The sequence below is a fragment of the Aeromonas allosaccharophila genome (assembly GCF_000819685.1).
GTDB classification, from domain to species: Bacteria; Pseudomonadota; Gammaproteobacteria; order Enterobacterales; family Aeromonadaceae; genus Aeromonas; species Aeromonas allosaccharophila.
In genome coordinates this window covers 85,180-105,352 of sequence record NZ_CDBR01000025.1, presented here as the reverse complement: position 1 = coordinate 105,352, position 20,173 = coordinate 85,180, and the positions used below count along the sequence as shown (strand labels likewise).

19 protein-coding genes are annotated in these 20,173 nt (G+C 59.2%); 13 read left to right on the top strand and 6 right to left on the bottom strand.

Going from position 1 to position 20,173, the window contains the following annotated elements; all coding sequences use genetic code 11:
* The first annotated feature begins 60 nt into the window (after positions 1-60).
* On the top strand, positions 61-1,398 hold the full coding sequence (mepM, locus tag BN1115_RS05765; protein ID WP_042656426.1) for a murein DD-endopeptidase MepM: 1,338 nt from the start codon (positions 61-63) through the stop codon (positions 1,396-1,398).
* A 72-nt stretch (positions 1,399-1,470) separates the two neighbouring features.
* Here mepM and BN1115_RS05760 read toward each other — a convergent pair whose 3' ends face one another.
* Positions 1,471-2,415, bottom strand: a complete 945-nt coding sequence (locus BN1115_RS05760) for a D-2-hydroxyacid dehydrogenase (protein WP_042656425.1) — start codon at positions 2,413-2,415, stop codon at positions 1,471-1,473.
* 162 nt (positions 2,416-2,577) lie between these two features.
* On the opposite strand from BN1115_RS05760, the gene BN1115_RS05755 reads away from it, so the two are divergent.
* Entirely contained in the window at positions 2,578-3,159 is a 582-nt protein-coding gene (locus BN1115_RS05755; protein ID WP_042656424.1) for a YjaG family protein, read from the top strand.
* A 71-nt stretch (positions 3,160-3,230) separates the two neighbouring features.
* Here BN1115_RS05755 and BN1115_RS05750 read toward each other — a convergent pair whose 3' ends face one another.
* Positions 3,231-3,710 (bottom strand): MarR family winged helix-turn-helix transcriptional regulator, encoded by a 480-nt coding sequence (locus tag BN1115_RS05750; RefSeq protein ID WP_042656423.1) that lies wholly within the window; start codon positions 3,708-3,710, stop codon positions 3,231-3,233.
* Between the two features lie 163 nt (positions 3,711-3,873).
* Here BN1115_RS05750 and BN1115_RS05745 point away from each other — a divergent pair, with 163 nt between their 5' ends.
* Together BN1115_RS05745 and BN1115_RS05740 are read left to right on the top strand one after the other, a co-directional pair.
* Positions 3,874-4,401 (top strand): hypothetical protein, encoded by a 528-nt coding sequence (locus BN1115_RS05745; protein ID WP_042656422.1) that lies wholly within the window; start codon positions 3,874-3,876, stop codon positions 4,399-4,401.
* Between the two features lie 9 nt (positions 4,402-4,410).
* Positions 4,411-6,009, top strand: coding sequence for a BCCT family transporter (locus BN1115_RS05740; protein ID WP_042062941.1), 1,599 nt, complete (start codon positions 4,411-4,413; stop codon positions 6,007-6,009).
* A gap of 117 nt (positions 6,010-6,126) precedes the next feature.
* Here the strand turns inward: BN1115_RS05740 and BN1115_RS05735 are convergent, their stop codons facing one another.
* Positions 6,127-7,365, bottom strand: a complete 1,239-nt coding sequence (locus tag BN1115_RS05735; protein ID WP_042656421.1) for a multifunctional CCA addition/repair protein — start codon at positions 7,363-7,365, stop codon at positions 6,127-6,129.
* Positions 7,366-7,602: 237 nt separating this feature from the next.
* Here BN1115_RS05735 and mutY point away from each other — a divergent pair, with 237 nt between their 5' ends.
* The 3 genes from mutY to mltC all read left to right on the top strand — a co-directional run bounded on the left by mutY (position 7,603) and on the right by mltC (position 10,157).
* Positions 7,603-8,655 (top strand): A/G-specific adenine glycosylase, encoded by a 1,053-nt coding sequence (mutY, locus tag BN1115_RS05730; RefSeq protein ID WP_042656420.1) that lies wholly within the window; start codon positions 7,603-7,605, stop codon positions 8,653-8,655.
* An 8-nt stretch (positions 8,656-8,663) separates the two neighbouring features.
* Entirely contained in the window at positions 8,664-8,936 is a 273-nt protein-coding gene (locus BN1115_RS05725; RefSeq protein WP_005335828.1) for an oxidative damage protection protein, read from the top strand.
* 117 nt (positions 8,937-9,053) lie between these two features.
* Complete coding sequence (gene mltC, locus BN1115_RS05720) at positions 9,054-10,157, top strand: membrane-bound lytic murein transglycosylase MltC (RefSeq protein ID WP_042052484.1); 1,104 nt, start codon at positions 9,054-9,056, stop codon at positions 10,155-10,157.
* Between the two features lie 85 nt (positions 10,158-10,242).
* Here the strand turns inward: mltC and BN1115_RS05715 are convergent, their stop codons facing one another.
* On the bottom strand, positions 10,243-10,629 hold the full coding sequence (locus BN1115_RS05715) for a YgiW/YdeI family stress tolerance OB fold protein (protein ID WP_005335826.1): 387 nt from the start codon (positions 10,627-10,629) through the stop codon (positions 10,243-10,245).
* 254 nt (positions 10,630-10,883) lie between these two features.
* Here BN1115_RS05715 and BN1115_RS05710 point away from each other — a divergent pair, with 254 nt between their 5' ends.
* Together BN1115_RS05710 and ompA are read left to right on the top strand one after the other, a co-directional pair.
* Positions 10,884-11,909, top strand: a complete 1,026-nt coding sequence (locus BN1115_RS05710; RefSeq protein WP_042656419.1) for an SGNH/GDSL hydrolase family protein — start codon at positions 10,884-10,886, stop codon at positions 11,907-11,909.
* Between the two features lie 266 nt (positions 11,910-12,175).
* Entirely contained in the window at positions 12,176-13,210 is a 1,035-nt protein-coding gene (ompA, locus tag BN1115_RS05705; RefSeq protein WP_042656418.1) for a porin OmpA, read from the top strand.
* 135 nt (positions 13,211-13,345) lie between these two features.
* On the opposite strand, the gene BN1115_RS05700 is transcribed toward ompA, so the two are convergent.
* A complete protein-coding gene (locus BN1115_RS05700; RefSeq protein WP_042656417.1) occupies positions 13,346-14,368 on the bottom strand; it encodes a GGDEF domain-containing protein in 1,023 nt (340 codons plus the stop codon).
* 134 nt (positions 14,369-14,502) lie between these two features.
* On the opposite strand from BN1115_RS05700, the gene rnr reads away from it, so the two are divergent.
* The 4 genes from rnr (at position 14,503) to BN1115_RS05680 (ending at position 18,866) form a co-directional block, all read left to right on the top strand.
* Complete coding sequence (rnr, locus tag BN1115_RS05695; RefSeq protein ID WP_042656416.1) at positions 14,503-16,896, top strand: ribonuclease R; 2,394 nt, start codon at positions 14,503-14,505, stop codon at positions 16,894-16,896.
* Positions 16,893-17,642: a 23S rRNA (guanosine(2251)-2'-O)-methyltransferase RlmB gene (gene rlmB / locus BN1115_RS05690; protein ID WP_042062953.1), complete on the top strand. Its 750-nt coding sequence runs from the start codon at positions 16,893-16,895 to the stop codon at positions 17,640-17,642. Before rnr ends, rlmB begins: the two co-directional genes overlap by 4 nt.
* A 7-nt stretch (positions 17,643-17,649) precedes the next feature.
* Positions 17,650-18,219 (top strand): Crp/Fnr family transcriptional regulator, encoded by a 570-nt coding sequence (locus tag BN1115_RS05685; RefSeq protein WP_042656415.1) that lies wholly within the window; start codon positions 17,650-17,652, stop codon positions 18,217-18,219.
* A 191-nt stretch (positions 18,220-18,410) separates the two neighbouring features.
* Positions 18,411-18,866 carry a GNAT family N-acetyltransferase gene (locus tag BN1115_RS05680; protein WP_042656414.1) on the top strand — a complete coding sequence of 152 codons (456 nt, stop codon included), beginning with the start codon at positions 18,411-18,413 and terminating at the stop codon, positions 18,864-18,866.
* Between the two features lie 72 nt (positions 18,867-18,938).
* On the opposite strand, the gene srmB is transcribed toward BN1115_RS05680, so the two are convergent.
* Positions 18,939-20,162 (bottom strand): ATP-dependent RNA helicase SrmB, encoded by a 1,224-nt coding sequence (gene srmB / locus BN1115_RS05675; RefSeq protein ID WP_042656413.1) that lies wholly within the window; start codon positions 20,160-20,162, stop codon positions 18,939-18,941.
* Between the last annotated feature and the right edge of the window lie 11 nt (positions 20,163-20,173).

Genomic DNA, 20,173 nt, shown 5'->3' with positions numbered 1-20,173 from the left:
CGGTTTTGTCACAACTGACATCGCAACTCACACTCTTTAGATCTAAATACAGGATAGCGGATGAAACGTCTCCGTCCCTTGGTAGTACAGGCTGCCAATTGGGAACCACCGGTTCCCCGCAAACACTTTTATGCCATGCTGATGCTGACGGCCATGACCCTGTCAGCAGTGGCATTATTGCCAGCTCCGGGTGACATCCTCGAGCGGCCGCTGCGTCTTGAGTTGCCCATTGATACCGCCGGTACGGCAACCAACGAAAACAACACCGACTTTAACGAAATCCCCGATCACGAACTGGTTGATCAGAGTGCGCCGGATGACGACATCCCGGTCGACACCACCCCCCAGTGGCAGGATTACCGGGTTCGCAACGGCGAAAACCTGACCGCCATTTTTAACAATCTCGGTCTCTCCACCACCACCCTCTACAAGGTGCTGGACGCGGACAACAAGAACTATCTGGCGCGCCTCAAGCCGGGCCAGAATATCGAGCTGCTGATCGATCAGGACAATATCCTGCAGCAACTCAAGATCCGCCTGAACATCAAGCAGACGCTGGTGATGGCGCGTAGCGATGATGCCTATACCGCCTCCATGATCAATGAGAAGGTCGAGTGGCAACCGCAGCGTTACAACGGGGTGATCAACGGCAGCTTCTATGTCAGTGCCCGTAATGCGGGGATTCCGGCCAACCATATCCAGAAGATTGCCAACCTGTTCCAGTGGCGGATGAATTTCGCCAAGGACTTGCAGAAGGGCGACAAGTTCAAGGTGCTGGTCCGCCAGGAGACGGTGGAAGGCAAGAGCACCGGCAACAGCCAGCTGCTCGGCGTGGAAGTGATTAGCCAGGGCAAGAATGTGTCAGCCTGGCTGGCCGAAGATGGCAACTATTACGACGGTCAGGGCAACAGTCTGGAGCGCGGATTCCGCCGCTACCCGACTCACAGCCGCTACCGGATCAGCTCCAATTTCAACCCCGCGCGCAAGCATCCGGTGACCGGTGCGATCCGTCCCCACGAAGGGACCGACTTCGCGGTACCGGTGGGCACGCCTGTGCTGGCGACCGGTGATGGTGTGGTCCAGAAGGCGACCAGCCACCCGCTGGCGGGCACCTATGTGGTTATCAAACATGGCCGCACCCTGGCGACCCGCTATCTGCACCTGAGCAAGCTGCTGGTCAAGCCGGGCCAACGGGTGAAGATGGGCGACAAGATCGGCCTCTCCGGCAACACCGGCCGATCGACCGGTGCCCACCTGCACTATGAGCTGCGGATCAACAACCGCCCGGTCAATGCCATGACCGCCAAGCTGCCGATGGCTGAACCCCTGAGCGGCAAGGAGCGTCGTCAGTTCCTCGCCAAGGTGAAGAGCTACCGCAAGGAGCTGGCCGCGGGTTGATACCTGTCATCACTGCCTGAAATGAAAAGGCCCCGCCAGATTGGCGGGGCCTTTTTGCAGGCGCGGTGAGGGTCAGTACCCCTTGTCGAAGTCAATCTTGCCATCCAGTGGCTGGCCGTCGATAAAGCGGATGTAGTTGCGCACAAAGATCTGGGCCACATCCTCTGGGAAGCTGTAGGCGCTGTTGTGAGGGGTGACGATGAGGTTGGGTTGTCCCCACAGCGGACTGTCGGCGGGCAGCGGCTCCTGCTCGAACACATCCAGCACCGCCATCGCCAGCTTGCCGGTACGCAGCGCGGTGAGCAGATCGCCCGAGTGCACGGCGCTGCCGCGGCCAACGTTGAGCAGGATGGCGCCCGGTTTGCAGTGTTCGAAGCGGGCGGCATTGAACAGATGACGGGTATCTCGGGTGGCTGGCAGCACGCTGACGATGACATCGGCCTGTGCCAGCATCTTGTTGAGCGCAGGCAACTGATAAACCTGATCAAAACCGGCCCGCTCCCGACCGCTGCGGCTGATGCCCAGCACCTTCATGCCAAAATGTTTGCCGGTCTGGGCGATATGCTGGCCAATGCTGCCGGTACCCAGGATCAGCATGGTGCGCCCCTTGAGGCCCTGGTAGGGGTGGCTTTGCCACAGCCGCTGCTTCTGCTGCTCCCGATAAAGAGGAATTTGGCGCATCAGGCTGAGCAGATGACCAAAGACATACTCGCTCATCAGCGGGCCGAAGATACCGCGCACATTGGTGAGCTGAAAGTCGCGGCGACTGTCAGGGTCGAGCAGCACATCGACTCCCGCATAGGTGGACTGGAACCAGCTCAGCTTGTTGGCTTTGGGCAGCAGCGGTTTGGCACGGGCCGGTTCGGCCATCAGAATATGGGCTTCGCCAATCAGTTTTTCGGCATCGGCCGGATTATCGGCCCGCAGAATGCGCAGATGGGGGAGGTTGGCGGCCTTGAGCAGCCGTTCGTAGTGAGCATTATCCTGGCTGAGCAAAAGAAGGGTACGTTGGCTCATACTCTTGTTCCTTATCAGAATTTGCGGCGCAACAAGATGCCGCTCTCGTCCCATCTTACCTGACTTCATCTCGCAACATAGCCGACCAGGGCGCTTTTTCGTTTTCGCCGCGCGCCTCGTGGGCTACAATCTGCCCCACATTTTGCAAAGGATCCGACTCCAGTGTTTGGTGACAAGTTTTATAAGCGACTGGCCGAGCTACAGCCTTGGCAACAGACCGTCTACACCCTGGCGCTGGCAGAGCGCATGTACCCCAACTATGCCCTGTTCTGTCAGGCCTCCGGCTTTGGCAATGCAAGCGCCTTCCGGCATGCGCTGGATCAGCTGTGGGTCTACCTCACCGTCAAGGGATCCCGGGTCAATCTGGGGGCCATTCTCGAAGAGTTCGAGTCTCACATTCCGGATCCCCGCAAGTTCGAATCCTACGGCGCCTATCCCGCGCTGGATGCCTGCGTTGCGCTGGGCTGCGCCTACAACTCGGTGATCTGCCGGGTTGGCGAAGAGGCCAACGATGCCAGCCATGCATCAGTCGGTACTGTGGCCGGTTTTATCGAGCTGCTGGAAGAGCGGGATCTGACCGAAGAGGAGCTCTACGAGCACGAGTACATGGAAGCCGAGCTGGAGTTCCAGGTCGAACTGCTCAAGCGGGTTGCCCATGAACGCGACAGCGATCGTATCCTGGCCATCAGAGCATTCGCCTCTCAGGATGGCGTCTCCAATATCGGGATCAGCCTGGAAGAGTAATTCTCTCCAGCTCCTGATAGACAAAAGCTCCCGTTCGGGAGCTTTTTTTATGCCTGAAATTGTTCAGCAGCTTATGCCTGCTCTTCGGTGAGGGGTCTGACACTCAGCACCGGGGCGGCGTCGATTTCGTCGGCATTCATCATGGAGGAGATGCGCTGCAGGGAGGAGAGCAGCAGGGTCTGCTCCCACGTTTCCAGTGCCTGAAAACGCTGGATGAAGCGCTCTTGCAGCGGGGTGGGGGCCTGGGCCAGCAGGGCGCGGCCTGCGTCAGTCAGTGTCGCGTGAACCTTGCGCTTGTCGGTATTGCTGCGAACGCGCTGCACCAGTTGGCGGCTCTCCAATCGGTCCATGATGGTGGTGGCGGTGGCCTGGCTCATGTTGGTGTGATCGGCCAGCTGGCGCATGGAGATCTGTCCCAGCTCGTCGATCCCTTTGAGCAGCAAGAGTTGCGGGGAGGTGAGCCCGGCTTCTTTGATCAGGCGCCTAGAGTGCATGTCGATGGCACGAATAATCTGGCGCAGAGCGACCAGCACTTCATCATGTTTTTCCATGGGGTGTGCGTCATTGGAGGGCTATGGAGAGGCGCAAAATTTTCCGCCTAATTCGTCACAAGGTCAATATGGTTTTTGCTGTAATCATTTCTGCTCTAATTAATTTTGTGTTAGGTTGTCGGGCATTTCACGGAATTCACCCTGACATTTGAGGAGCGAAATGATGAACAACGAGCTGGATATCAAGTCTCTGGTAGCCGAGTTACGCGTGGTCAGAGTGCGCTACGAACTGCCTGATACCTCGGCGTTTGTGCGTTATCAGCCTGCCTACGAAGAGGACCCCAATACCCTCAAGGTGCACCACTATGATGGTGAATTACCCCTCTCGTGCAGTGAGACAGGTACTTTCAACCTAAAGGAGTTGGTGAATGAATTGCGCTACGCCTATGTGCTGGTTCACCTCTTTCCTGATGAAAGTGCCATGAACTTCTATCTGACCGGCCTCGATACCGGCCTGGCCCAGCTGGAGTTCATCGGCGGCTCTTACGATTTCAACCGGCTCTGGATCACCAGCGGTGTCTCCAATCTGGGTGTCCCCATGGCCATCTTCCTTGGCAAGCGTCACGCCGTGAATGGCCAGCCCTCGGTTTCGTTGGTGGATCACCGCGAACAGGCAGCCGGCAAACTGGTCTATCGCGCCATCGGCGGTGCCGGTGAGCATGTGGGCGAAGACTTTTTCAACAACGACTAAGGAGGCTGGATGCGAGCAAGCAAAGGGCTATTGAAAGGCCTCAACCCGACCATGGCCATGACGGCCCTCACCGTGATCACCCTGTTTTTGCTGTTTGGCGTATTTGTTCCCGATACCGCGGCCGCCTGGTTTGTCGGTGCCAAGGATCAGATCATTGCCGGGTTCAAGTGGTACTACATTCTGGTAGTCGCCCTGTTCCTGTTCTTCGCTGTCTACCTGATGTTCAGCCGTTTTGGCAGCATCCGACTGGGTGACGACGACCAGGTACCGGAGTTCGGCTACTTCGCCTGGTTCTCCATGCTCTTTAGTGCGGGCATGGGTATCGGTCTGGTGTTCTGGAGCATCGCCGAGCCGATGAACCATCTGCAGGGCAATCCATTCATTACCGAAGGGATGACCCCGGAAGCGGCCCAGATCGCCATGCGTCTCACCTTTTTCCACTGGGGTCTGCACCCCTGGGCTATCTATGTGATCGTCGGCCTGTCGCTGGCCTTCTTCAGTTATCGCCGCAAGTTGCCGCTGGCTATTCGTTCTGTGCTTTACCCGATTCTTGGCGAGCGGATCTACGGCTTCTGGGGCCATGCGGCCGATGTGCTGGCAGTGTTTGGCACCGTGTTCGGGGTGGCAACCTCCCTCGGGCTGGGGGTCTCCCAGATGAATACCGGCCTCAACCAGATGTTCGGCATGGCAGTGTCGCAGTCCAACCAGCTCTGGCTGATTGGTGGCATCAGCCTGATCGCCACCCTGTCGGCAGTCTCCGGGGTCGGGCGCGGGGTGAAGATCCTCTCCGAGCTCAATATCTGGCTGAGCGTGTTCGTACTCGCTCTCTTTCTGGTGCTGGGGCCGACCACCTATATCCTCAACGCCTATGTACAGAACATCGGTGATTACCTGCAGAACATCGTCAAACTGAGCTTCTGGACCAACACCGAGGCCAATGGCACTTCTGCCTGGCAGTCGAGCTGGACGGCGTTTTACTGGGGTTGGTGGATTGCCTGGGCGCCGTTTGTCGGCATGTTTATCGCCCGTATCTCCAAAGGGCGCACCATTCGCGAGTTTGTGCTCGGCGTGCTGTTGGTGCCTTCGCTGCTCGGCATGTTCTGGCTCACCGTGTTTGGCGGTACGGCGATGAATCTGGAGCTGTTTGGTGGTGGTGGGGTGGTCGCTGCGGTCAATCAGGATGTGACGCTGGCGCTCTACAAGACGGTCGAGCTGCTGCACTGGGAGACCTTCGGCTGGATCGCCAAGGCCGTGCTGACCCTGCTCATCTGCACCTACTTCATCACCTCCAGTGATTCGGGCACGCTGGTCATCACTACCCTGCTCTCCATCGGTGATCAGGAGCCGCCGGTGCTGCACCGCGCCATCTGGGGGCTGGGACAGGGGCTGGTTGCCGCCATCCTGCTGGTCTCCGGCGGCCTGGCAGCCTTGCAGGCGGCCAGCATCATAGCGGCACTGCCCTTCTCGGTGATCATGCTGGCGATGTGCTATTCGCTGATGCTGGGGCTCAAGCAGGAGAGCCAGCGCCAGTTCGAGTATCGCCAGAACCTCAAGCGCCACGATGGCTCATCCCATATGAGCCTGATGGAGCGAATTGGTCCGGCATAAAGGCACCAGCAGGGGTTAGCGCCTCTCATATATAAATCTGGATGCAAAACGGCCGCCCTAGCGATGCTCTCCTTGCGGAGCTCATCATCAGGGCGGCCGTCTGTTATGGGGCCGAGGTTACTCTTCGATAAAGGTCCACTCATCCTTGACCCGACTGATGGCGTCGGTCCGCTTTTTGGCCAGCTGCTCCTTGATCTCTTCTCCCTTGTAACCTGCCGCCACTATCTCTTTCACCGGCACCGCCTGGGCGGCAGCCAGCGCTTCGGCCACATAGTCCGGCTCGGCGTAGACCCGCTCCTCGAAACCGGTACGGCCGTGGAAGTCGGCGCGGCAGGCATCCAGCAACTGGGCAAAGCGCTCGGGGCGGCGCCAGGCATCGGCCTTGTCGAACACCTTGAGCAGGGTGGCTGGCTTGAGCTCAAAGGCGATGTGGATGTGGGTATGCAGATCGCTCACCAGCAGCGCCAGATCCCGGCACTCGTTGGGTACCCTGAACCGCTCGCACAGGGCGCGAATAAGCGGCAGCCCCTTCTGACCGTGGCCGTGATGGCTGGGCCAGAACTCCTTGGGGGTGATCCCCTTGCCGAGGTCGTGGCAGAGGGCGGCAAAGCGCACCGTCAGCTCGGGGGAGATCCGGCACGCCTGCTCCAGCACCATCAGGGTGTGGATGCCGGTGTCGATCTCCGGGTGCCACTTGGCCGGGGCGGGGACGCCAAACAGGGCATCAATTTCGGGGAAGAGCGCCTTGAGGGCGCCGCACTGGCGCAGCACCTCGATAAAGATCTGCGGGGTCGGCCCCAGCAGCACTTTTTCCAGCTCCTTCCAGACCCGCTCCGGGGTGAGGTGGGCCAGCTCGCCGGCGGCCGTCATCTCGCTCATCAGGGTGAGGGTCTCTGGCGCAATGGCAAAACCCTGGGCATGGAAGCGCGCGGCGAAGCGGGCGACCCGCAGGATGCGCAGCGGGTCTTCGGCAAAGGCGGGGGAGACGTGGCGCAGCAGCCGTTTTTCCAAATCCTCAATGCCACCGTAGGGATCGTGGAGCTGGCCCTGATCATCCTCGGCGATGGCGTTGATGGTGAGATCCCGGCGCAGCAGATCCTGCTCCAGCGTCACATCGGGGGCGGCGTGGCAGACAAAGCCGGTGTAGCCCTGACCCTGTTTGCGTTCGGTACGGGCGAGGGCATACTCCTGCTGGGTTTTGGGGTGAAGAAATACCGGAAAGTCGCGACCGACCTGGGTAAAACCCAGCGCCAGCATCTGCTCCACGGTGGCACCGACCACCAGATGATCCCTGTCGCCCTGCGGCAATCCCAGCAGGCGATCCCGCACTGCGCCCCCAACCAGATAAGTCTGCAAACCGTCTCTCCCGTCATCAATCGTGGGGCCGAGTATATCGTCTTTGTTACCGCTTTGCTGCCTGACCACCACCTGCCCGCAGTGCCAGTCAGCGCGGCTTTGACTTGGGCGTGACGAGGCCTTACGCTGCCGCACCAGACAGCTGGCGCTGTGCTGCGGGATGACTTTATGCCCGCTCAGGCCAGATGAGCCGAAGGAACCGCAGAGTTCCCCATATATCAACGACATGAGAACAACGTGAATCAATCAACCTTCGCAAGCCGGGTTCTGGAGTGGTACGAGCTTCATGGCCGCAAAACCCTGCCCTGGCAGCAGGAGAAGACCCCTTACCGGGTCTGGGTCTCGGAGATCATGCTGCAGCAGACCCAAGTCGCTACCGTGATCCCCTACTACCAGCGTTTTATGGCGCGCTTCCCCGATGTGGTGGCGCTGGCCGATGCCCCTGTCGACGAGGTGCTACACCACTGGACCGGGCTTGGCTACTACGCCCGGGCCCGCAACCTGCACAAGGCGGCCCAGCAGATCCGCGATCATCTCCACGGCCTCTTTCCCGAGCGCTTTGACGAGGTGATGGCGCTGCCGGGGATTGGTCGCTCAACCGCCGGGGCCGTGCTGTCGCTCTCTCTTGGTCAGCCCCACGCCATCCTTGATGGCAACGTGAAGCGGGTACTCACCCGTTGGCTGGCGCTGCCGGGCTGGCCCGGCCAGAAACAGGTGGAGAACGAACTGTGGGAGATCACCATCCGGCTGACTCCCAAGCTGGGAGTGGCGCAATACAATCAGGCAATGATGGATATCGGGGCCACTATCTGCACCCGCAGCAAGCCAGCCTGTGATCGCTGTCCGGTGCGGGCCGATTGCCAGGGGCTGTCGCAAGGCAAGCCTACCGCTTATCCCAACAGCAAGCCCAAGAAGAGCATTCCGGCCCGTGATGGCGTCATGTTGTTGATCCGCCATGGTGACGAGTTATTGCTGGAGAAGCGGCCGCCGCAGGGGATCTGGGGCGGGCTCTACTGCTTCCCGCAGGTGGCCTCGCTGGCGGAGGTGGATGGTCTGCTGGCATCCCTCGGCCTGAGCCATCACGGTTATCGTGAACTGGCCGGTTTTCGCCATACCTTCAGCCACTTCCATCTCGATATTCAGCCGCTGCTGATTGACATTGATGAGGCGCAGCCGCTGCGGCTCATGGAAGCAGATAACCGACTCTGGTATAACTTACGCCATCCTGCCGAGGTGGGGCTGGCGGCCGCCACGGCCCGTCTGCTCGCCTATCCAGAGTTACAACCATAGAGGTCAACATGAGCCGTACTGTATTTTGCCAACGCCTGAAAAAAGAGGGCCCAGGTCTGGATTTCCAACTCTATCCCGGCGAGCTCGGCAAGCGGATTTTTGACAACATCAGCAAGGAAGCCTGGGCCGAGTGGCAGAAGAAACAGGTGATGCTGATCAACGAGAAAAAGCTCAACATGATGAATCTTGAGCATCGCCAACTGCTGGAAAAAGAGATGGTCAGCTACCTGTTTGATGCAGGTGAAGTGCAGATCGAAGGTTACACCCCGCCTGCCCAGTAAGCTCTCCGGCTGTTGTACGTGTGAACAGGTGCGGGAATGGCGCCACACTGGCGTGACCGCTCCTGAAGTCGCAGCAAATGAATGATGGGCAGCTCTGCTGCCCGGTTTGAGGATCCTATGGGCCGAATTTTTTGGCTGCTGTGCACCCTGCTGTTTCTCTCTGCCTGCTCATCCTCCCCCAAGCCCAGCGGGAGTGAGGATGACGATCTGGTCAACGGCAAGGACATCCGCGGTTTTGAACACATGATCAGCGCGCTCTCCCATAACGTGAACGAGATATGGGGGCGGGAGGCGCTGTTTGCGGGCAAGTTTGACTACGTCAAATACACGGATCAGTACAAGAGCCGGGCCCACATCGACTTCTCCAGCGGTCACATCATGGTGGAGACTGTCTCGGGCATCGATCCCCGCGCTCACCTGCGTCGCGCCATCATCGAGACCCTGCTGACGCCGGACGATCCGGCCGAAGTGGATCTTTACTCCGACCGGGAAATTCTGACCGGCGGCGAGCCCTTCCTCTACGGTCAGGTGCTGGACAATCAGCGCCAGCCAATCCGCGCCTCCTGGCGCGCCGAGCGTTATGCCGATTACCTGCTCAACACGGCGATGAAGAAGCGCACTCTGGGTATTCGCACCATCTTCTTCGTCGATATACCCATGGTGGCCAACCATGAAGATCGACGGGGCTACAAGTATGCGGGGATCATCCGGGAAGCGTCGCGCAAATACGGCGTGCCGGAGAGCCTGATCTATGCGGTGATCAAGACCGAGAGCAGCTTCAACCCCTATGCGGTGAGCCATGCCAACGCTTATGGCCTGATGCAGGTGATCCCGGCTACCGCCGGTCGTGACGTCTATGTTCGGGTCAAGGGCAAGAACGGCCAGCCAACCCGGGAGGAGCTGTTCAATCCGGCCTACAACATTGATGTCGGTACCGCCTATCTGCACCTGTTGCAGACCGTCTATCTGGCGGATATCGAGGACCCGCGCTCCCGTCGCTATGCGGTGATCTCTGCCTATAACGGTGGCGCGGGCGGGGTACTCAATACCTTCTCCAGCGATCGCAAGGCGGCGCCGGGCCGGATCAACCGGCTCTCCCCCGAGGCGGTCTATCAGGTGTTGACCGAGCAACATCCCAAAGAGGAGGCGCGCCGTTACCTCTACAAGGTCAATCAGGCCGAGAAGGGGTTCAAGAGAGCCTTTGCAAGTCGGGCCGGTTAAGCGGTGACGCTGGGTTAAACATGCAAAAGGGCGCTTGATATCAAGCGCCCTTTTAACGTCTGGCCAGTTCGTCGTTGAAGTGGCCTTATTTGGCGATAAAGCCGCCCTTGGTCTGCGGGGCCGCGCCCACTTTCTCCAGGGTTTTCACTTCCACTTCGGTCTTGTTCCAGCTGTGGTCCACTTCACCACGGATGCGGATCTGATCATCCGGGCCTACTTCGGTGCCACGCCACACATCCTGATCCACTTCGACCTCCACTTCACCGCTGGCATCGCGGAACAGATAGTTCTCGCCGCCCAGGTGCTTGACCAGTTTCCCTTCCAGCGTGGCCCAGCTGTCATCGGCCAGATCTTTCAGTTGAGCAACGGAAACCTTGTTCTGCTCTTGCGGGCCGGTATAGGCCGCCATGGCAAAAGAGGAGACAGACATCAGGGTCAACAGTCCGATTACGCTTGCGCTTGCCTTGTTCATTTCATACTCCTGTCGTTGGTATGAGGGCATTGTGCCGGGGGGGGCGTGAAACAAGCGTGAAAGAAATAGGCTGGTGTGATTGTCTGTTTTGTGAGCGCAAGCGATTTCATCGGTGGCGGAACATGTGTGATTTCATCTGGAACTGTAATCTGTCGCCTTCACCAGAAGTCAGTGGCAGCAGACTCTTCCCATGCCTGTCGCCACTCGAGGAGAAGTCCGCAGGTCTCACCTGCTTAATCGAAGAGCATAACAATATGAAAAAATGGCTTGTTTGTTTATTGGGGTTAATGGCATTGACCGCGCAAGCGGCAGAGGGACGCCAACATTTTTCCCGGGTTGTGATGTTTGGTGACAGCCTCTCCGACACCGGCAAGATGTACAAAAAGATGCGGGGGTATCTCCCCTCCAGCCCACCCTACTTCAACGGGCGTTTCAGCAACGGCCCGGTGTGGCTGGAGCAGTTGCGTGACCAGCATTTCCCCGGTCTGGTCGTGGCCAACGAGGCGGAAGGCGGCGCGACGGCGGTGGCCTACAACAAGCTGGGCTGGTTTAACAAGTGGGCATGGGATCCCAAGTATCAGGTGATCAATAACCTCGACTACGAGATCGATCAGTTCCTGAAAAAGGACAAGTTCCACCCCGATGACCTGGTGGTGATCTGGGTCGGTGCCAATGACTATCTGGCCTATGGCTGGAACACCGAGCGGGATGCGGATCGGGTGATCGATACCATCCGGCTGGCATCCAACCGGTTGGTGCTCAACGGCGCGCAGCAGATCCTGCTGTTCAACATACCGGATCTGGGGCAGACCCCGTCGGCCCGCAGCATGAAGGTGGTGGAGAAGGTGCGCCATGTGGCCAGCTACCACAACCAGCGGCTGCAGAACCTCACCCGCGAGCTGGCCCCCCTCGGCATCGTGAAGCTGTTCGAAGTGGACAAGCAGTTTGACGAAATGGTGCGCGATCCCCAGCTGTTTGGCCTGAGCGACACCGAGCACGCCTGTTATGACGGTGGCTACATGTGGAAGCCCTTCTCCGGTAGCGCCGCCGAGGTTGCCCCGGCTCCGGCTTTGAGTCTGTCCGAGAGGGTGGCGATCGCCGGTAACCCGATCCTGGCGCAGGCGGTGGTGAGCCCGCAGGCAAAACGTAGTGCCGCAGTCCTCAACTGCGATGAGCATATGTTCTGGGATCAGGTACATCCGACCAAAACCGTGCACACGGCACTGAGTCAGCGCGTGGCTGATTTTATTGACCGGAACTACGAGTTTGTTCGTCACTGATTCCTCACCGGGCCAGTATTCTGCTGGCCCCTGTTCTCCCCCGAGCCCTGATCAATACGTCTTTTTGCGTCACACTTAGTTCAAATAACAAACATTTGTTGCTGTTTTTGTAACACACTTGCGTTACAGTGTTTTTTGTTAATTGATATCAGTGACTTGAAAATAGGCTAACGTTGATATGCTGCGATCGCTTTTGGGTGGTTGCACCTATAAGACGAGGTGATATCAGTCAACCTCCTCCTACATAAAGTTGCAGAGGCTCAGACATGAAAAAAACATTGATTACCTTGCTGGTTACCGGCTTGCTGGCGGCCAATGCCCAGGCTGCCGGTCAGGACAACACCTGGTATGGCGGTGCCAAACTGGGTTGGTCCAATTTCTATAGCATTGATGAAAGCAACAATTTCACCCTCGGTAATGAGACCAATGATGCTCTCGGGGCGGGTGTATTTGTTGGCTATCAAGCCAACAAGAACCTAGGTATCGAATATGGATACGATTATCTGGGTAAATACAAATATGATGCCCGCTCCGCCACGGGCGCTGCGTTTCAAGATGAAGTTCAGGCTCAGCTAATCCATTTGTCTTTGAAGCTGGGCTTCCCTGTGACTGATAGCCTTGACCTGTATGGACGTATCGGCGGCGGTTATGCAGCAGCGAACAGTGACCTAAACGGGGGGGACGGCCGGTTCAACTTTGTGGGTGCACTGGGTGCCGAGTATGCATTCAACCTCGACTGGGCTGCTCGCCTGGAGTACCAGTACACCACACCGTATGGCGACCGTGATGACACCGGCGTGAGAATGGATAACGGTCTGCTGTCGCTGGCGGCGGTTTATCGCTTTGGTCAGGTTGCTCCTGTGGCGCCAGCCCCGGCTCCGGTACCTGCTCCCGCGCCTGTGATGGTTGAGAAGCAGTTCACCCTGAGTTCCGACGTGCTGTTTGACTTCAACAAGGCGACTCTCAAGCCAGAGGCCAGTCAGGCGCTGGATAGCCTCTATACCCAGATCGAAGAGGCGCGACCCAAGGATGGCGTAGCAACCGTGATTGGTCACACCGACCGTATCGGTTCCGATGCCTACAACCAGAAGCTTTCCGAGCAACGTGCCCAGACCGTCGCCAACTATCTGGTTGGTAAAGGGATCCCGGCCGCCAAGATCAATGTGGAAGGGCGTGGTAAATCCTCACCGGTTACCGGCGACAGCTGTGTCAGCAAGTCCAAGCGTGAGCTGATCGTCTGCCTGGCACCGGATCGTCGCGTTGATGTGAAAGTCGAAGGTGTCAGCGAGGTGCAGGAGTAATCCTTCACACTGACCTGATCTCCACTGGGGCTGGAATGAACAGCCCCTGTCGGAGCAAGAGAGACCAAAAAGCCAGTCAGTTGATCTGACTGGCTTTTTCATTTCGCGGCGCAAGGCGTTATGAGGGTTGCAGTATCAGGACGGCAGCGGCATCACCCGGTTGCGGCCGAGTTCCTTGGCCTTGTAGAGCAGCTTGTCGGTACGTTCGACCAGACAGTCCGCGCTCTCCTGACCGTTGAACTCACCCACGCCAAACGAGGCGGTGATGTGGTCGATACGACGACCCGACTTGCGATCCAGAATCGACATCCGTTCGATGGCCCGGCGCATGCTTTCCGCCATCTGTCTGGCCAGTGCCAGAGCGCGATGGGGAACCAGCAGGGCGAACTCTTCTCCGCCGATCCGATAAGCGGTTACCCCCTCCTGACAGGCGTCACGCAGCCGTTTGCTGAAGGCACGCAGTACCTGATCGCCGAGCAGATGGCCATATTCGTCGTTGAAGTTCTTGAAGCGATCGATATCGGTCAGGATCAGTGAGAAGGGATGCTGGCTGCGGATCAGTCCTTCCAGCTCCAGATCGAAGGCGCGACGATTGAGCAGGTTGGTGAGGGCATCTTCGTTGGCCAGCTTGCGGGTCTCGTTGAGCGCCGCCCGCAGCTCCTTGATCTCTTTCTCTGCATTGCTGATTTGATTGCGAAAGTGCATGGTGGACATCCGCACGTCCCGCGATTCGCGCACCAGTTCCCGCAGGATCCCCATGGTGTCTTCCAGACTGAAGCCCTCGTCATCGATGCGGCTGAGCTTGTCAAAACTCTTGTCGAGCATCTCCTGAAACATGCCGGTATCGGAGATGGCGTCCTGCATGGAGTGACCGAGCTCGTTGGCCATGGCGGCAAGGCTTAGTTTCATTGCCTCCATCTGCTTCTCATCCTGAGCGGCCAGATACTGGTGATAGAGCCGTTCGCAGGTGGTGAGCGAGCAGGTTCCCTGCAGCTTGACGGCCTGATCGATCGCCTGGTTGAGCTCGGGCATGCTGGCCGAGACATAGCTGTACCACAGGTGGTAATTGTCCGGCGTCGTGGGAATTTGGTACTTGATCATCAAGGGTACCGCCTGCTTGAGATAGGCGGCGGATTGGGCAAACGTGTCCTTACTCATGAGTTCCGTGTCTCATCATGCCAGCGAACTGAAGATAGTATGACAGAGAGATTGGCCAAAAGGCAGCCGATGGATGCCATTCGCCCCCCCCTTCGATATAATGGCTGGGTTATTACCTACCCTAAGGCCTGCTTATGTCTCAAAAAGATCCTTTCCTCCAACGCGAGGCCGAAAAATACGAAAACCCCATCGCCAGTCGCGAGCTGATCCTCGAACTCATCAAGGGTCACGAAAAGCCGATGTCCCGCGAAGAGCTGGCCAAGGCACTCAAGCTGACTGACGAAGAGCCGTTGGAAGCTTTGCGCCGTCGTCTGCGCGCCATGGAGCGCGATGGGCAGCTGGTATTCACTCGCAACCAATGTTACGCCTTGCCGGATCGTCTGAATCTGGTCAAAGGGTATGTACTCGGCCATAAAGATGGTTTCGGTTTTCTGCGCCCGGAAGGTGGTGGACCGGATCTGTATCTGAACAACCGCGAGATGCAGCGCCTGATGCACGGTGACTATGCGCTGGTGCAGCCGACCGAGATTGACCGCAAGGGTCGTCAGGAAGCGCGTCTGGTGCGCCTGCTCAAGCCCCGTGAGGCAGACATCGTCGGCCGTTACTTCGTCGAGAACGGCGTCGGTTTCGTGGTGCCGGATGACAGCCGCATCGGTCAGGACATCATCATCCCGGAAGGCGAAAACAAGGGGGCTCGCCAGAGCCAGGTCGTGGTGGTGCGCATCAACCAGCGCGCCAACTCCCGCATTAACGCGGTCGGTACCGTACTGGACGTGCTGGGCGAGAACATGGCCCCGGGCATGGAGATCGAAATTGCCCTGCGTACCCACGGTATCCCGCATACCTGGCCAGAGGAGGTGACCAAAGAGGTTGCCGGTCTCGGCGAACAGGTACCGGAAAAGGCCAAAGAGGGTCGTATCGACCTGCGCGCCCTGCCGCTGGTCACCATTGACGGGGAAGATGCCCGTGACTTCGATGACGCCGTCTTCTGTGAAGCCAAGCGTGGTGGCGGCTGGCGCCTGTGGGTTGCCATTGCGGATGTATCCGCCTACGTGAAGCCCGGCACTGCGCTGGATGCCGAAGCCTATCAGCGCGGCAACTCGGTCTATTTCCCCGAGTTCGTGGTGCCCATGCTGCCGGAGGTGCTCTCCAACGGTTTGTGCTCCCTGAATCCGCAGGTTGACCGTCTCTGCATGGTGTGCGAGATGACCATCTCCGCCGCCGGTCGCATGTCCGGTTACAAGTTCTACGAAGCGGTAATGAACTCCCACGCCCGTATGACCTACAGCAAGGTCGCGGCCATTCTGGATGGTGATCCCAAGCTGCGTCAGCAATATGACCCGCTGGTGGGCCACATCGAAGAGCTCAACAACCTCTACAAGGCGCTCAAGCACGCCCGTCACCAGCGTGGTGCGGTGGAGTTCGAGAGCGACGAGACCCGTTTCATCTTCAACGCCCAGCGCAAGATCGACCAGATCGTGCCACTGGTGCGCAACGACGCCCACAAGATCATCGAAGAGTGCATGATCCAGGCGAACGTGGCCGCGGCCCGTTACATCGAGAAGAACGAAGCCTTTGCCCTGTTCCGGGTGCACGACCGTCCGGGTGAAGAGCGTCTGACCGGTTTCCGTGATTTTCTGGCCGAACTGGGTCTGGAGCTCAAAGGCGGTCTCGAACCCGAACCGAAAGACTTTGCCGAGCTGGCTGCCAAGTTTGAAGGGCGCCCGGATGCCGAGCTGCTCTCCACCATGCTGCTGCGCTCCATGCGTCAGGCGGTCTATCAGGCTGACAACATCGGTCACTTCGGTCTGGCGTTGAAGTCCTATGCGCACTTCACTTCGCCAATCCGTCGCTATCCCGACCTGATCCTGCACCGTGCCATCAAGTACCAGACCGCAAAAGAGCAACAGGGCAACCTGCGCCACAAGTGGACTCCGAGCGGTGGTTATCACTACCAGCTGGAAGAAGTGGACCCGATGGGCGAGCACTGTTCCATGACCGAGCGCCGTGCCGATGATGCGACTCGCGACGTGGCCGACTGGCTCAAGTGCGAGTACATGCTGGATCACGTGGGTGATGAGTTCGATGGCGTGATCGCCAGCGTCACCGGTTTTGGTTTCTTCGTCCGTCTGGCGGAGATCCACATCGATGGTCTGGTCCACGTCAGCACCCTCACCAACGACTACTACCAGTTTGATCCCCTGCACATGCAGCTGATCGGCGAGAACTTCCGCCGTCGCTACCGTCTGGGTGACAAGGTGCGGGTCAAGGTGATGGGCGTGAACCTGGACGATCGCAAGATCGACTTCGTGATGGTGGAAGAGCCGCTCCAGGCCACCGGCAAGAATGCCAAAGAGATGGCGCGCAAGCAGGCCGAAATCAAGAAAGAGAAGGCCAAGAGCGCCCAGCGCCACGAAAAACGCAAAGAGGGCAAGGATCACGGCAAATCCGACAAGGGTGGCCGCGCCAAGCCCAGCAACAGACGACCGAGCAAAAACGCTCGCGATAAGGCCAAGAGCACTAAATGAGTACTGAACTGATCTACGGCATTCACGCTGTATCCGCGCTGCTTGAGCGCACCCCGGAGCGTTTCATCGAAGTGTGGGCCCTCAAGGGGCGCGATGACGACCGGCTGCAACCCCTGTTGACCGAGCTTGAATCCCTCGGTCTCAAGGTGCAGAGCGTGAACCGCAAGACACTTGATGATAAAGCCGAGGGCAACAATCACCAGGGCATCATGGCCAAGGTGATCGAAGCGCCCAAGCTGGCCGAGCACGATCTGGCCAGTTTGCTGGACAGTCTGGCCGAACAACAGACTCAGCCTTTCCTGCTGGTGCTGGACGGCGTGACTGATCCGCACAACCTCGGTGCCTGCCTGCGCAGCGCCGATGCGGCCGGGGTCCATGCGGTGATCGTGCCGCGGGACAAGGCCACCGGCCTGACCTCGGTGGTACGCAAGGTCGCCTGTGGCGCCGCCGAAGTGGTGCCGCTGATCCAGGTCACCAATCTGGCTCGTAGTCTGCGGGAGTTGAAGGATCGCGGCGTCTGGATCGTCGGCACTGCCGGTGAGGCGGATCACGATGTCTATCAAGCCAAGCTGACCGGCCCGATGGCGCTGGTGATGGGCGCCGAGGGCAAGGGGATGCGCCGTCTGACCCGTGAACATTGCGACGAGTTGGTGAGTATCCCGATGGCGGGGGCGGTATCCAGCCTCAACGTCTCGGTAGCGACCGGCGTCTGCCTGTTCGAAGCCGTGCGTCAGCGCCGCAGTTAATGCCGTGATGACCGACAGACCCCCCTTCAGTTGGGCGCAGGTCGCAAATAAAGAGGAGGCCGCGCGCCTCCTCTCTTTTGCCCGGCCGCTGACGCTCGCCCCCAGATCTTGCCTCTGGCACGCTGGCGATAGCCCTGATCTGCTGGTCAGGGTGGAGCAGGGGCTGCTGCGGGCCAAAGTGGTGCTGGCGGATGGCCGCGAGTACATCAAGGAGTTCTACTGGGAGGGGGACGAGTTTCTCGATTTCCACCACCTGCTCAGTGGTGAGCCTGCCCGCTACAGCGTGGAGGCGCTGGAACCCTGCCGTTTGCAGTTGTTCCAGCTGGCCGACCTGCGCCAGCTCTGCTGTTGGCCTGTCTGGTACCGGCACCTGCTGGAGGTACAGCTGCGCATCAAGGAGGAGAAGGAGCTGTTGCTGCTGACCGGGAGTCCGCAGGCCCGCTATCAGCACTTTCTGCAATGCTTCCCCGCGCTCGATGCCAGAGTGCCCGACCACCAGATCGCCGCCTATCTCGGCATTACCCCCATCAGCCTGAGCCGCATTCGCAAGCGGTTGAAAGCACTTGGCGAGGGCTGACTTCCTCTCTATTAGCGCCCGATTTTGTGCAAAGGGGTTGGTGTTGCTCCCTATACCCGATCTACCCGCGCATTACGCTGCATCTGCAGCCTGAGCCGTATTCGCAAACGACTGAAAGAACTTAACAAAGGTTAATGCAGGGCGCTGGCGTCACGATTATGCTGGCAGGCCGAATTGATAAGGAGTCGCCGATGAACTGGATCCTGAAACCCTGGTCTGAATTGACCACTGACGAGTTGTACGAGTTGTTGGCATTGCGGGCCGAGGTGTTCGTGGTGGAGCAGACCTGCCCCTTCCAGGATCTGGATGGGCTGGATCGCCGCGAGGGGGTCTGGCACCTACTCGGTTATCAGGGCGAACAGCTTGCTGCTTACGCGCGGATCATGGCGCCCGGTATTGGTGATGAGAGCGGTGCCGCCATCGGCCGGGTGGTCACCTCGCCCAAAGCGCGTGGCGGTGGCCTCGGTCACCAGCTGATTGGCGAGGCGGTGACAGCCTGCGAGGCCCGCTGGCCGACTCACAGCATCTGGCTCGGCGCGCAGGCCCATCTGCAGGGATTTTACGGTCAGCACGGCTTTGTGGCTGAAGGGGAAGGCTATCTCGAAGATGATATCCCCCATATTGGGATGCGCAGAGCCGTGGCCTGACCGTCAGGCAAGGTGATGCAGCATGCAGAAGGGCCATCCCGTGGGATGGCCCTTCTCTTTCGCGCTTGGCGATTACTTCTTCTTTTTCTTCTTGGCGGACTTTTTCTTGTCGACCGGCTTTTTCTTCTTCACCGGTACCCGCGCTTCCTTGTGTTTCGGACGCAGCTCGTCGATGACCCGGCGCTTGAGGCGCTCCTCGGTGTAGCGTTCGATCTTGGCAACCATCGCCATGTCGTGTGCTTCGACCAGGCTGATGGCGCAGCCACGGTTGCCAGCGCGACCGGTACGGCCGATACGGTGGACGTAAACGTCGGTACCGTAGGGCATGTCATAGTTGATGACATGGCTGACGTTGGGCAGGTCAATGCCACGGGCGGCAACGTCGGTCGCGATCAGGAAGGGTACTTCCCCTGCGTGGAACTTGCGGATCGACTCGACGCGCTTGCTCTGCTCCATCTCGCCACGGATCCAGGCGCACGGGATGCCCGCAGCCTGCAGCTGGCCGGAGAGCTCCGCCAGACGCTCGCGGGTCTTGACGAAGACGATGGCTTTCTGGGTTTCCGGATCTTTCAGGATATGGATCAGCAGCGCCAGCTTGTGGGCGGCATCATCGGCCAGATGCACCCACTGGGTGATCGGGCGACGTTCGCTGCGGGGCGGCTCGGCGTGCAGTTCGACCGGATCGTTGAGGATCTCGTTGGCGAACTTCTCAAGGCCAGCTCCTTCAAGCGTGGCGGAGAACAGCATGGTGTGCTTGCGATAGCGCGCTTCGGCCACGATGCGGTTCACATCCTTGATAAAGCCCATGTCCAGCATGCGGTCCGCTTCATCCAGCACCAGCACCTCGATGTCGTGGCTCTCGAACTCCTCTTTCTCGATGTACTCGAGCAGACGACCCGGGGTGGCGACCACGATGTCGGTGGTCTTGGTCAGGGCAGGCAACTGCTCTTCATGACTGACGCCGCCGATGATGGTCTCGATGCTGAGGTTGGTGTGCACCGCCAGCGCCTTGGCGTGGGCGGTCACCTGCAGCGCCAGCTCGCGGGTCGGGGTCAGGATCAGCATGCGGCAGGGGCCTGGCTTGCGGCGCGGGAAGTCCAGCAGGTGCTGGAGTGCCGGCAGCAGGAAGGAGGCTGTTTTGCCGGTACCGGTTGGAGCGGATGCCAGAATATCGCGGCCGTCCAGGGCTGGCTCCAGCACCATCTGCTGGATGGTGGTGGGGCGGGTGAATCCCATCTCGGCCAAGGCCCGGTTGAGGGCGGGGTGCAGGTCGAAATCATCAAAGGACTGGCTCATGGCAATACTCG